Source organism: Pseudomonas sp. PS02303 (assembly GCF_029959925.1).
Classification (GTDB): domain Bacteria; phylum Pseudomonadota; class Gammaproteobacteria; order Pseudomonadales; family Pseudomonadaceae; genus Aquipseudomonas; species Aquipseudomonas mandelii.
This window is the reverse complement of record NZ_JASCOM010000183.1, coordinates 1-12343: the sequence shown is the minus strand read 5'-3', so window position 1 is coordinate 12343 and position 12343 is coordinate 1. Positions and strand designations below refer to the sequence as shown.

Here is a 12343-nt window from a genome sequence, read left to right as displayed (position 1 = left end):
AGGCTTGCCAGCGAAGAGGCCATCTCATTCAACAGAGATGTTGACTATTAGGATGCCTTCGCGGGCAAGCCTCGCTCCTACAGGGGCGGCGGTGAATTCAGAACTTGAGAGCGGCAGCCTTGGCCGTCACTTCAACCCCTTGCTGCCCGCTCGGGCTGATCAGCTGTACCTGAATCTTCTGAGTGGCTGGGAAAGTGTTGAAGATATTGGCCAGGTCCAGGGTTTTCAGCGCGCCCGGGGCTGAGCAGGTGAATTGGTAATGGGCGTGGATTTCGCTGTGGTCGTGATGATGTTCGTCTTTGGCATCGTGATCGTCATCAGCATCCGGCTTGTCACCGAACAACGGGCTTTCCAGTTCCTGGGTCGCCACTACGCAACCGGCGGCTTTCGGCAGGTTGAACAGTGCCAACGGTTTCTCAAGCTGCGCACGAGCGGCGGCCACTTTGGCCTTGTCGGCGTCTGTGGTGGCAGCGTGTTCGAAGCCCACCAGGTTCATCGCCGGGCTTTCCAGCTCCAGCTCCAGGGTCTGACCGTCCAGCGCTGCATTCAGGCGAGAGACGCCATGTTCGTGGGCGCTGAGGCTGCCGTGTTCATGGTCATGATCATGTTCTTCAGCCGCGTGGGCGACGGTCAGCGGCAACAGGGCGAACGGCAGAGCGAGCAGCAGACGGCGCATGGCGGGTCTCCGAAAGTAAAATGAAGAGTATGTTATGTAATCTTATAACGAAAGTGCGGGGAGTTTGACCGTCTGCTTGGCGTTGCGCAAGTCACATGGGAGCATGCTCGTCAGAAATGTGCAGGAGCAGACTTATGTTGCGTATACGCGGAAGCATCGGCGACTGGCCGGTGGATTTGACGCTGGAGATGGACGACGGCGATTGGGCGCGGCTTGGTGCGCAGTTGCAGGTGGTCAAGCCTGAGGCCAGTGACGCCCCGGCCAAGCCGGTGAATCAGGATGATGCGCTGTGGCAAATCGCCAAGGATTTGCTGCGCAAGGCCGGGCAATTGAGCGGGCCGGATCTGCTGGATCAGTTGGAAGGACTGACCGGCAGCGCGGCGTCGGGCAAGCGCTTGCTGGTGCGTTTGCGTCATTGCGCGGATGTGAAGGTGTCGAGCGGCGGGGATACGCCGCTCTATAGCTGGATCAACGCAGGTTAATAAAGCGCAGCAAACAACTTGCGGCGGTAGGTGGTCACCAACGGGTGATCATTGCCCAGCAGCTCGAACACCTGCAGCAAGGTCTTGTGCGGCAAGCCTTCGCTGTAGCTGCGATTGCGGACGAACAGCTTCAGCAGCGCATCCAGCGCGGCGTCGTACTGCTGGCGGGCCAGTTGCTGGATCGCCAGTTGATACACCGCTTCATCGTCCTGCGGGTTTTTCGCCAGGCGCGCTTTCAGGTCGGCGGCATCCGGCAAATCCTTGGCTTGGCCAAGGAACTGGATTTGCGCCTTGGCGCCGGCCAGTGCCGCTTTGTGCTCGTCGCTTTTCACTGCGTCGAGCACGGTTTGCGCTTCGCCCAGTTCGCCCCGTTCCGTCAGGCAACGGGCGTAGAGGATCAAGGCGGCAGCGTTGGTGTTGTCTTCGCCCAGCAGCACTTTGAGCGCGGCTTCGGCATCGGCGAAACGGCTGTCGTCGAACAGGGCCTGGGCGTGGTCGAATGGATCGGCCGCTGCGGGTGGCGGCATTTGCACATGAGGTTCAAGCATCGCCCGCACGGCGGACTCAGGCTGCGCACCGGCAAAACCGTCCACTGGCTGACCGTCCTTGAACAACACAACGGTCGGCAGGCTGCGAATGCCGAAGCGGGCGACGATGTCCTGTTCGAGATCGCAGTTGACCTTGGCCAGCAGCAATTCGCCCTGGTAGCTCTCGGCAATGGTTTGCAGCAGCGGCATCAGCGATTTGCACGGCGCACACCATTCGGCCCAGAAATCCACCAGCACCGGTTTGTGGAAAGAGTTCTCGATCACCGACTGGTCGAAATCGGCGGTCGTGGCGTCGAAGATGTACGGCGTTTCCTGACTCATGGGGGATCTCGTAAAAGCGTGAATGGGGCAACTATAAGGCTTGGCAGGGTATCGCTGAAAGTGTGGGCGGTCTGACAGGGCGCTTTCGCGGGCAAGTCGGATCGCCGCACCGCTCGTTCCTACAGGCCCACGCCGATTTGAAGACCGACGCCGAACCTGTAGGAGCGAAGCTTGCTCGCGAAGCTTTTAGCCGCGCCGCGCGTGGTAGAGGCTCACATGCCGAAACTCTTCAGGCTCGGCCAGATCCGGCAGGGTCATCGCTTCCAGCATTTCGATACGTTGATAGAGCGGATGCCTGAAATCCCTTACTCGCGAATCCGCCACCAACGCTTCCTGGCCCCGGCTCAAAAACTCATCAAGCAACGGCAGGTTCGCCCGGTCATACAAAACGTCGGCCACCAGAATCAGATCAAACCGATCCGCTTCGGCGAAAAAATCCGTCGAGTAGCTCAGCTTCACTTCATTGAGTTCAGCATTCGCCCGACACGCGGCAATCGCCAGCGGGTCGAGGTCACAGGCCACCACTTCCAGCGCGCCGGCCTTTACTGCCGCAATCCCCGCCACCCCGGAGCCAGCACCGAAATCCAGCACCCGCTTGCCTTCGACCCATTCAGGGAATGCGGCGAGATAGCGGGCAACCGCCAGGCCGCTGGCCCAGCAGAAACTCCAGTAGGGCGGTTCATGCAGAATCCGCCGGGTTTCTTCCGGGCTGAACGCGCGGTCCATGTTATCGCCGTCGATCAGCCAGAGTTTCAGCTCGGTATCGGGCAACGCAACTGGCACAAGCTGCGCATCACCGAGCAATTCACCCAACGCCCGTTGCAGGTCGAGCGGTGCAATCATGGGGCTTTGACGAATTGCAGCTGACCCAAGGCCTGGGTCGTCGGCTGGGTAATGACCTGCGAAGGCAGGTGCAAAATCAACTGGCCGGACTGGCTGGCGCGACCGCGCAATTCAACGCGAACGCCGGCAGGGAACGATTCCGGGTTGAAGCGCAGGTGAAACGGCAGAAGCTGATTGGTGCCGATCAGGCTCGAACTGGCGAGCAATTGTTGCGGGCGGTCCTGGGCATCGATCACCAGCAGCGCCAGTTCAACTTCGGCGCCGGCCGGTATGCCTTGCAGGGTGCCGCTCAATTCACGCTGATAGGCGGGCAACGGGCCGAGGTTGGCGGACTCCTTGGCTTTTTTCTGCGCGGCCTGTGGGGCTGGCCCTGGTGTTGGCGGCTGGGGCTTGGGCGCATCGCTGCTGCAGGCCACCAGCAGGCTGAAAACACTGAGCAATACGAGTGGTCTTAGGGACATTTGCGGCTCCAGCAAGGTGAAATCCATGGATCAAGCTCTATAGGCAGTCTGTATACCGTAAACCCTATGTCTTGTCTTGCCACGGGGATGCGCTACCATGGCCCTCCCTTTTTTTGTTGCCTGCCACCATGCACTGTCCCTTCTGCGGTGCCAACGACACCAAGGTCATCGACTCGCGTCTGGTCGCCGAGGGCGAACAGGTGCGCCGCCGGCGTGAATGCCTGGCCTGCGGCGAGCGTTTCACGACGTTCGAGACCGCCGAACTGGTGTTGCCGCGCCTGATCAAAACCGACGGTAGCCGTCAGCCCTTCGATGAAGAAAAACTTCGCGCGGGCATGCAGCGTGCGCTGGAGAAGCGCCCGGTGAGTGTCGAGCGCCTCGAATCGTCGCTGGTGCATATCAAACACAAACTGCGCGCCACCGGCGAGCGCGAGGTCAAATCCCTCGTGGTCGGTGAACTGGTGATGGCCGAGCTGCAAAAGCTCGACGAAGTCGCCTACATTCGTTTCGCCTCCGTGTATCGGCGCTTCCAGGACCTCAACGAGTTCCGGGAAGAGATCGATCGCCTGGCCCGTGAGCCGGTGAAAGAATGACCACGTCCCCCGAACAAGCCATCCTCGACGCCCATTACATGGCCCGCGCCCTGGAACTGGCGCGCAAAGGCCATTACACGACACACCCCAACCCTCGCGTTGGCTGCGTGATCGTGCGTGACGGGCAGATTGTCGGCGAAGGCTGGCATGTGCGCACTGGCGAGCCCCACGCTGAAGTCCACGCCCTGCGTGCCGCAGGCGACAAGGCCCGAGGTGCCACCGCTTACGTGACCCTCGAACCGTGCAGCCACCATGGCCATACGCCGCCTTGCGCCGATGCGCTGGTCAATGCCGGCCTCGCCCGGGTTGTCGCGGCGATGCAGGACCCGAACCCGTCGGTGGCCGGTCGCGGCATGCAGCGCCTGGCCCAGGCCGGCATCGCCATCGAAAGTGGCGTGTTGGAAGGCGAGGCGCGCAAGCTTAATGAAGGCTTCCTGAAGCGCATGGAACACGGCTTGCCGTTCGTGCGGGTCAAGTTGGCCATGAGCCTGGACGGTCGCACGGCAATGGAAAGCGGCGAGAGCCAATGGATCACCGGCCCGGCCGCACGTTCGGCGGTGCAACGCCTGCGGGCGCAGGCCAGCGTGGTGCTGACCGGCGCCGACACGGTGCTGGCGGACAACGCCCGCTTGACCGTGCGTGCCGATGAGCTGGGCCTGGACGCCGAGCAAACGGCCCAGGCCATGAGCCGTCCGCCGCTGCGCGTGCTGATCGACGGCCGTCTGCGAGTGCCGCTGGATGCACCGTTTTTCAAGGCCGGGCCGGCATTGGTCGCCACCTGCATGGCGATTGAAGAGCAGTACGCGAACGGCCCGGAATGCCTGATCGTGGCGGGCGACGATGGTTTGGTTGACCTGCGAAAATTGCTGGTCGAACTCGCTGCACGCGGGGTCAACGAAGTGTTGGTTGAGGCAGGCCCGCGTCTGGCCGGGGCTTTTGCCCAGCAAGGTCTGGTGGATGAGTTCCAGATTTTCATCGCCGGCAAGTTCCTCGGCTCCTCGGCACGGCCGCTGCTGGACTGGCCGATCGCGCAAATGAAGGATGCGCCTGAGCTCAAAATCACCGAAATTCGCGCGGTTGGCGATGACTGGCGAGTCATCGCCATTCCTGCGCCAGCGGCGAGCGTATAATTCCCGGCCTGCGCCACGCGACGGCCTTGTTCTCGAGGAGAACTCCATGTTTACCGGCATCATCGAATCCATCGGCAGTATTCGTGCATTGACCCCAAAAGGCGGTGATGTGCGGGTCCACGTAGAAACCGGCAAGCTCGATTTGAGCGACGTCAAACTGGGCGATAGCATCGCGGTCAACGGCGTGTGCCTGACGGCGGTTGAGCTGCCGGGCAACGGCTTTGCGGCGGACGTCAGTCGCGAAACCCTCGACTGCACCGCCATGAACGACCTGAAAAGCGGCAGCCCGGTGAACCTGGAAAAAGCCCTGACCCCGACCACTCGCCTCGGCGGGCACCTGGTCAGCGGTCACGTCGATGGCGTGGGTGAAGTGGTTTCCCGTACCGAGAATGCGCGCGCCGTGGAATTCCGCATCCGTGCGCCGAAGGACCTGGCCAAGTACATTGCCCACAAAGGTTCGATCACCGTCGACGGCACCAGCCTGACCGTGAACGCGGTCGATGGCGCCGAATTCATGCTGACGATCATTCCGCACACCCTGAGCGAAACCATCATGGCGTCATACCAGCCAGGTCGCCGGGTAAACCTTGAAGTTGACTTGCTGGCACGTTATCTGGAGCGCCTGTTGCTGGGCGACAAGGCCGCAGAGCCAACCTCCGGAAACATCACCGAAAGCTTTCTGGCCGCCAACGGCTACCTCAAATCCTGACCCAAGGGGGTGCCTTGTGGCGCTCAATAGCATCGAAGAACTGGTTGAAGACATCCGCCAAGGCAAGATGGTCATCCTCATGGATGACGAAGACCGCGAGAACGAAGGCGACCTGATCATGGCCGCCGAGTGCTGCAAGGCCGAACACATCAACTTCATGGCCAAGCACGCCCGTGGCCTGATCTGCATGCCGATGAGCCGCGAGCGTTGCGAGCTGCTCAAGCTGCCCTTGATGGCGCCGCGCAACGGTTCCGGCTTCGGCACCAAGTTCACCGTGTCCATCGAAGCGGCCGAAGGCGTGACCACCGGTATTTCCGCTGCCGACCGCGCACGCACCGTGCAAGCGGCTGCGGCGAAAGACGCCAAGGCTGAAGACATCGTCAGCCCCGGCCATATTTTCCCGCTGATGGCCCAGGCCGGCGGTACCCTGGCCCGCGCTGGCCACACCGAAGCGGCGTGCGACCTGGCGCGCATGGCCGGTTTCGAGCCAAGCGGCGTGATCTGCGAAGTGATGAACGACGACGGCACCATGTCCCGTCGCACCGAGCTCGAAGCCTTCGCGGCCGAACACAACATCAAGATCGGCACCATTGCCGACCTGATTCACTACCGGATGATCCACGAACGTACCGTTCAGCGGATTGCCGAGCAGCCTTTGGACAGCGAACTGGGCCAGTTCAACCTGGTGACCTATCGTGATTCCGTGGAAGGTGACGTGCACATGGCCCTGACCCTGGGCACCGTGTGCGCCGAAGAACCGACCCTGGTTCGCGTACACAACATGGACCCGCTGCGCGACCTGTTGATGGTCAAGCAACCGGGCCGCTGGAGCCTGCGCGCCGCCATGGCTGCGGTGGCCGAGGCCGGCAGCGGCGTGGTGCTGTTGCTCGGTCACCCGCTCGATGGCGACGTATTGCTGGCGCACATCCGTGAAACCGCGGATCAGGCCATCGTGAAAAAACCGACCACCTACAGCATCGTCGGTGCCGGTTCGCAGATCCTCCGGGACCTGGGCGTGCGCAAAATGCGCTTGATGTCTGCGCCAATGAAATTTAATGCGATATCCGGTTTCGATCTGGAAGTTGTAGAATACGTGCCCTCCGAATAATGACCGGTTGTTTCCAGTCCTTGATTCGCGGCTAACACATCACCGAGGGATGCGTAGAAAACGCGTCCCGGCTCTTTAAGAGATCTAACGAATGACCCTGAAGACCATCGAAGGTACCTTCATCGCCCCGAAAGGCCGCTACGCTCTGGTAGTGGGCCGCTTCAACAGCTTCGTCGTTGAAAGCCTGGTCAGCGGTGCAGTTGATGCCCTGGTTCGCCACGGCGTGAGCGAAAGCGACATCACCATCATCCGCGCGCCTGGCGCCTTCGAAATCCCGCTGGTTGCGCAGAAAGTCGCTCAGAAGGGCGAGTACGCGGCAATCATCGCCCTGGGCGCGGTCATTCGTGGCGGCACTCCGCACTTCGAATACGTGGCGGGCGAATGCACCAAGGGCCTGGCCCAGGTGTCCATGGAGTTCGGCGTTCCGGTCGCATTTGGCGTGCTGACCGTTGATTCCATCGAGCAAGCCATCGAACGTTCCGGCACCAAGGCCGGTAACAAAGGCGCCGAAGCTGCCCTGTCCGCTCTGGAAATGGTCAGCCTGCTGGCGCAGTTGGAGGCCAAGTGATTAGCGACGACAGCGATCAGTTCAACCCGCGCGATCCAAAGCCTGCGGATGCCGGCAAGCCATCGAAAAGCGTCAAGCGTCGCGAAGCCCGTCAGCTCGCGACCCAAGCGCTGTACCAATGGCACATGGCCAAGCAGTCGCTGAACGAGATCGAAGCGCAGTTTCGGGTCGATAACGATTTCAGCGATGTCGATGCCGCATACTTCCACGACATCCTGCACGGCGTTCCGGCCAACAAGCCTGAAATCGACGCTGCACTGACGCCGTGCCTGGACATCACCATCGAAGAGCTGGACCCAGTTGAACTGGCTGTTCTGCGCCTGTCGACCTGGGAACTGCTCAAGCGCGTCGACGTGCCGTACCGCGTTGTGATCAACGAAGGTATCGAGCTGGCGAAAGTCTTCGGTTCCACCGATGGCCACAAATTCGTCAACGGCGTACTCGACAAGCTGGCCCCGCGTCTGCGTGAAGCTGAAGTGAAGGCGTTCAAGCGCTAATCGGCGCTTGATAGCTGCCACATGGGCGAGTTTGAGCTGATCCGCAATTTCTTCGCCGCCGCGCCTTGTGCGCAAGGCGGCGAAGGCGTTGCCCTCGGGATCGGTGATGACTGCGCCTTGCTCGCTGTTCCCCCCGGGGAGCAGTTGGCCATTTCCACCGACACGCTGGTTACCGGCGTGCATTTCGCAGAGCCTTGCGACCCTTTTCTGCTCGGTCAGCGTTCGCTGGCTGTGGCCGTCAGTGATCTGGCCGCCATGGGCGCCACCCCCGTTGCCTTTACCCTTGCCCTGACCTTGCCGACGGTGACCGCCGATTGGCTGGACGCTTACGCCCGTGGTTTGAACGTCATGGCGCAGCACTGTGGCGTGGCGCTGGTGGGCGGTGATACCACGCGCGGGCCGCTGAGCCTGACCATGACCGTGTTTGGTCGTGTGCCGGCCGGCAAGGCGTTGACCCGCAGCGGTGCGCAGCCCGGCGATTTGCTCTGCGTGGGCGGTGAGTTGGGCAATGCAGCGGGTGCCTTGCCGCTGGTGCTGGGGCAGCGGACGGCTGACGCCGCCATCGCTGATCCATTGCTGGCCCATTACTGGTCGCCGCGGCCGCAGCTGGCGTTGGGCCAGGCGCTACGCGGCAAAGCCACGTCGGCGCTGGATATCTCCGACGGCCTGCTCGCTGACTGCGGGCATATTGCTCTGGCGTCGAAGGTCGGCATTCAAGTTGAACGGGACCGATTGCCGCTGTCGAACGCTTTAGTGGCCTTCCTCGGCCAATCGGGCGCCGAAGCGGCAGCGTTGAGCGGCGGGGACGATTACGTGCTGGCCTTCACCCTACCGTCCGTCGAGTTGCCCGCGTTGCTGGCCGCCGGCTGGCCGATCCATGTGATCGGCAGGGTAGAGGCCGGGCAGGGCGTGGTACTGCTGGACGCCGATGGACAGGACATCACCCCGCAAACCCGGGGCTATCAACATTTTCGGGAGACACCGTGACAGATCATCCCAAACAGGTCCCGGCGGAATTCGTACCGCCTTCGGTCTGGCGCAATCCCTGGCATTTCCTGGCGTTCGGCTTCGGCTCGGGCACCTTGCCAAAGGCACCGGGCACCTGGGGTTCGTTAGTTGCGCTACCCTTTATCCCGTTGTGGCAGATGCTGCCCGACTGGGGTTACTGGCTGATGCTCGGCATCACCATGCTGTTCGGCTTCTGGCTGTGCGGCAAGGTCGCCGACGATTTGCGGGTACACGATCACGAAGGCATCGTCTGGGACGAAATGGTCGGGATGTGGATCACCCTGTGGCTGGTACCGGAAGGCTGGTACTGGTTGCTGGCGGGGTTCCTGGTGTTCCGCTTCTTCGACATTCTCAAGCCCTGGCCGATTCACTGGATCGACCGGCATGTGCACGGTGGCGTCGGGATCATGCTCGATGACGTATTGGCAGGCGTGTTTGCGTGGTTGGCCATGCAAGGGCTGGTGTGGATTTTCGCCTGACGGGCGAGACAGGGGACTAGGGATGGCTCGGCGCTGGTGGGTTGTGATGGTGTTCGCCATGTTTTGCTCGATCGTCCGAGCGGGCGATGCCACGACGACGCCGTCCGTGATTCATCTGGCCAGCGAAGATTGGGAAGACTACACCGCCGCTGACGGTCATGGCCTGGGTTGGGACGTGCTGCGGGAAGTGTTCGAGCCGGCCGGTGTCAAACTGGACATCCGCACCGAGCCTTACACCCGCTCCGTAGGCCTGGCCCAACTCCGCGAAGTGGATGCCTGTGTCGGCTCCTACCGCGACGAAAACAGCGATCTGCTTTATCCGCGCTGGAACTTCGATACCGATCACATCTACGCCCTGGGCCTGGCGAGCAATCCGGCACCGACCCTGGAGACGCTGGGCAACTATCGACTGGCCTGGGTCCGCGGCTACGACTACCAGGATTACCTGCCCAACGTGCAGCGCTATAACGAAGTCATCCGGCGCACCGGGATTCTGTCGATGCTGACCCACAACCGCGCCGACTACTACATCGATGCGCTGACCGAAGTCGACTATGTCCTCAAGTGGGCCAAGGATCCTTCGCAGTTTCGTCGCACCCACATCGCGGAATTGCCGCTGTACCTGTGCTTCGCCGATACGCCCAAGGCTCGGACGTTGATGGCGCTGTTCGATGAGCGCATGGAACAGCTGGTGAAAAGCGGCCGGTTGAAACCGATCTTCGAACGCTGGAAACAACCCTATCCTTTCGATTCGAAATGAACACAAGTCCCTGTGGCACTGATGATTTCCTGTGGGCGTGAGCCTGCTCGCGATGGCGACTATCTGTTAAAGATCGGTGTTCCGACACACTGCTGTCGCGAGCAGACTCACTCCCACAGGGTGCTTGGGCGGACCTGAGATCTAACTTTTTGATCGTTATGCCCCATAATTCAGCCTAAGCGTCTGTAGGAACCTGCTGTTACAATGCCGCCTCTGCGAAACTCCAGTACTCATTGATCAGGAGCACACCGGTGCCTGTCGTTTTTGTCGCCGCTTCCAAGCTGCCAACGCCTTTTGCGCAATTCACCATGCACGGCTTTCTCGATGAAGAGAACGGACGCGAGCACGTGGCGCTGAGCCTGGGTGAGTTCGCCGACGGTGCCCCGGTACTGGGTCGGTTGCACTCCGAATGCCTGACCGGCGACGCCTTGTTCAGCCAGCGTTGCGACTGCGGCTCGCAGCTTGAGGCCGCCTTGCAGGCCATCGCCCGTGAAGGTCGTGGCGTGTTGCTTTACCTGCGCCAGGAAGGCCGTGGCATCGGCTTGCTGAACAAGATCCGCGCCTATGAGTTGCAGGATGGCGGTGCAGACACCGTTGAAGCCAACGAGCGTCTGGGCTTTGCCGCCGACCAGCGTGACTACGCCATGTGCCTGCCGATGCTGGAACACCTGGGCGTGAAATCCCTGCGCCTGATGACCAACAATCCGCGCAAGGTCAAAGCCTTGACCGACATGGGCATCGTGGTCGCCGAGCGTGTGCCGCTGCACACCGGTCACAACCCGCACAACAAACTCTACCTGGCCACCAAGGCCAGCAAGCTCGACCACATGATGGGCAACGAGCATCAGGGCGAGGCAGACCGGGCGTGACGCGCGGTCAAGTACGGCGGCGATTGTCCTTCAACTGGTGGCAATACCTGGCTCTGGCCCTGCTGCCCCTGTTCGTGATCAATGGCGTGTTCGGCCAGGGCGAGGCGCTCCTGCCGGTGCTGGCGATGCCGTTTTTCATCGCTGGTGTCGCCTCGATGTTTGTCAGCCTGAAGTTTTTTGGTGGCTACAAGCACGCATTGATCGCCACCCAGAAAGCCCTCGACACCCCGGAAGAACCCGCCGCCTGGATTGCCCTGGCCGCCAAGCGCCGCACGGCGTTGCTGGTTGCGAGCCTGCCGGCCTGGATCGGCGCGTTGGCGGTGTTCGTCGGCCTTGAAGCGGTGCCGTTGGTGCTGCTGGCGCTGTCGACCACCGTGCTGTTCTACCTCTACCGTATCCCGCGTCAACTCGGCTGATGTATCGCTTCTGGCTGGCGCTGATGCTGCTGGCCGGCAGCGGCATGGCCTGCGCTGTTGAGCGCGTTGTCAGCCTCGCGCCGTCTCTGTCTGAAATCGTTGTCGAACTGGGCTCCGCGGACCTACTGGTCGGCGTGCTGGATGCCGGTGAACGTCCTGCCGAACTCAACGGGCTTCCATCGGTTGGCCGCTATGGCCAGTTGGATATGGAGCAGTTGCTCAGCCTGAAACCCGATTTACTTCTGCTCTGGCCCGGCAGCGTTGGCCCGGCCCAGCGTGAACAACTCAAGCGCCTGAACATCCCTACGTATGTCGCCGAACCCCACAACCTCGAACAACTGACTGCGCAGATCGAAGCGATTGCCACGCAACTCGGTCGGCCTGAGCGTGGCGTTTCATTGGCCGCGCAATTACGCCAGCGCCTGGATGTGCTGCGCCAGCGATATCGCCGGGATCAACCGTTGCGGGTGTTTTATCAGGTGTGGGATCGGCCGCTGTACACCGTTGGCGGCGGGCAGATCATCAGTGATGCGCTGGAGGTGTGCGGGGCGCGCAATGTATTCGCCGACCTGACATTGCCGGCGCCGCAGGTCAGCGTCGAGGCGGTGTTGCAGCGTAATCCCGACGTGATTCTGGCCAGTGATCAGGCGCAGCTGGAGGCGTGGAAAGCCTGGCCGCAGGTGGCGGCGGTGGCGCAGGGGCGGTTGCTGTTGGTGACGGACAAGGGGCTGGAGCGGCCGAGTGGGCAGATGATCGAGGCGACGGCCAAACTTTGCCAGGTCATCGCGCCCGACCGCTAAGACCAAGGTGCGTCCTTCGCGGGCAAGCCTCGCTCCTACAGGTCCGGGGTGATCCTTGTAGGAGCGAGGCTTGCC

At 61.8% G+C, this 12343-nt stretch carries 17 protein-coding genes; 13 read left to right on the top strand and 4 right to left on the bottom strand.

Features of this window, described 5'->3' with window-relative positions; all coding sequences use genetic code 11:
• Window positions 1-97 precede the first annotated feature (97 nt).
• On the bottom strand, window positions 98-676 hold the full coding sequence (locus tag QMX98_RS26260; RefSeq protein ID WP_282411592.1) for a DUF2796 domain-containing protein: 579 nt from the start codon (window positions 674-676) through the stop codon (window positions 98-100).
• A gap of 134 nt (window positions 677-810) precedes the next feature.
• On the opposite strand from QMX98_RS26260, the gene QMX98_RS26255 reads away from it, so the two are divergent.
• Complete coding sequence (locus QMX98_RS26255; protein WP_010467317.1) at window positions 811-1158, top strand: hypothetical protein; 348 nt, start codon at window positions 811-813, stop codon at window positions 1156-1158.
• Here QMX98_RS26255 and trxA read toward each other — a convergent pair.
• The 3 genes from trxA to QMX98_RS26240 form a co-directional block, all read right to left on the bottom strand.
• Window positions 1155-2027, bottom strand: a complete 873-nt coding sequence (trxA, locus tag QMX98_RS26250; RefSeq protein WP_010467318.1) for a thioredoxin — start codon at window positions 2025-2027, stop codon at window positions 1155-1157. The genes QMX98_RS26255 and trxA overlap by 4 nt on opposite strands.
• A gap of 186 nt (window positions 2028-2213) precedes the next feature.
• The gene (locus tag QMX98_RS26245) at window positions 2214-2870 is read right to left on the bottom strand and encodes a 50S ribosomal protein L11 methyltransferase (protein WP_010467319.1); all 657 of its coding nucleotides are present in this window, start codon (window positions 2868-2870) and stop codon (window positions 2214-2216) included.
• The gene (locus QMX98_RS26240; RefSeq protein WP_042932997.1) at window positions 2867-3331 is read right to left on the bottom strand and encodes a YbaY family lipoprotein; all 465 of its coding nucleotides are present in this window, start codon (window positions 3329-3331) and stop codon (window positions 2867-2869) included. The genes QMX98_RS26245 and QMX98_RS26240 overlap by 4 nt, the downstream gene beginning before the upstream one ends.
• 128 nt (window positions 3332-3459) lie before the next feature.
• Between QMX98_RS26240 and nrdR the strand changes: the two genes are divergently transcribed.
• From nrdR to QMX98_RS26180, 12 genes are all read left to right on the top strand, one after another.
• Entirely contained in the window at window positions 3460-3924 is a 465-nt protein-coding gene (gene nrdR / locus QMX98_RS26235; protein ID WP_003228656.1) for a transcriptional regulator NrdR, read from the top strand.
• Window positions 3921-5054 carry a bifunctional diaminohydroxyphosphoribosylaminopyrimidine deaminase/5-amino-6-(5-phosphoribosylamino)uracil reductase RibD gene (ribD, locus tag QMX98_RS26230; protein WP_221107484.1) on the top strand — a complete coding sequence of 378 codons (1134 nt, stop codon included), beginning with the start codon at window positions 3921-3923 and terminating at the stop codon, window positions 5052-5054. Before nrdR ends, ribD begins: the two co-directional genes overlap by 4 nt.
• 46 nt (window positions 5055-5100) lie before the next feature.
• Complete coding sequence (locus QMX98_RS26225; RefSeq protein ID WP_010467322.1) at window positions 5101-5763, top strand: riboflavin synthase; 663 nt, start codon at window positions 5101-5103, stop codon at window positions 5761-5763.
• A gap of 16 nt (window positions 5764-5779) precedes the next feature.
• Window positions 5780-6871 (top strand): bifunctional 3,4-dihydroxy-2-butanone-4-phosphate synthase/GTP cyclohydrolase II, encoded by a 1092-nt coding sequence (gene ribBA, locus QMX98_RS26220; RefSeq protein WP_010467323.1) that lies wholly within the window; start codon window positions 5780-5782, stop codon window positions 6869-6871.
• A gap of 91 nt (window positions 6872-6962) precedes the next feature.
• The gene (gene ribE, locus QMX98_RS26215; protein ID WP_003185938.1) at window positions 6963-7439 is read left to right on the top strand and encodes a 6,7-dimethyl-8-ribityllumazine synthase; all 477 of its coding nucleotides are present in this window, start codon (window positions 6963-6965) and stop codon (window positions 7437-7439) included.
• Window positions 7436-7936, top strand: coding sequence for a transcription antitermination factor NusB (gene nusB / locus QMX98_RS26210; RefSeq protein ID WP_145310003.1), 501 nt, complete (start codon window positions 7436-7438; stop codon window positions 7934-7936). The genes ribE and nusB overlap by 4 nt, the downstream gene beginning before the upstream one ends.
• 21 nt (window positions 7937-7957) lie before the next feature.
• A complete protein-coding gene (gene thiL, locus QMX98_RS26205) occupies window positions 7958-8923 on the top strand; it encodes a thiamine-phosphate kinase (protein WP_010467325.1) in 966 nt (321 codons plus the stop codon).
• Window positions 8920-9423, top strand: coding sequence for a phosphatidylglycerophosphatase A (locus QMX98_RS26200; protein ID WP_008033735.1), 504 nt, complete (start codon window positions 8920-8922; stop codon window positions 9421-9423). Before thiL ends, QMX98_RS26200 begins: the two co-directional genes overlap by 4 nt.
• A 22-nt stretch (window positions 9424-9445) precedes the next feature.
• Complete coding sequence (locus QMX98_RS26195) at window positions 9446-10183, top strand: transporter substrate-binding domain-containing protein (protein ID WP_282411591.1); 738 nt, start codon at window positions 9446-9448, stop codon at window positions 10181-10183.
• 251 nt (window positions 10184-10434) lie between these two features.
• A complete protein-coding gene (gene ribA, locus QMX98_RS26190; RefSeq protein ID WP_282411590.1) occupies window positions 10435-11052 on the top strand; it encodes a GTP cyclohydrolase II in 618 nt (205 codons plus the stop codon).
• Window positions 11049-11468, top strand: coding sequence for an MFS transporter (locus QMX98_RS26185; RefSeq protein ID WP_282411589.1), 420 nt, complete (start codon window positions 11049-11051; stop codon window positions 11466-11468). Before ribA ends, QMX98_RS26185 begins: the two co-directional genes overlap by 4 nt.
• Window positions 11468-12268 carry a cobalamin-binding protein gene (locus tag QMX98_RS26180; RefSeq protein WP_010467329.1) on the top strand — a complete coding sequence of 267 codons (801 nt, stop codon included), beginning with the start codon at window positions 11468-11470 and terminating at the stop codon, window positions 12266-12268. The genes QMX98_RS26185 and QMX98_RS26180 overlap by 1 nt, the downstream gene beginning before the upstream one ends.
• Window positions 12269-12343 lie beyond the last annotated feature (75 nt).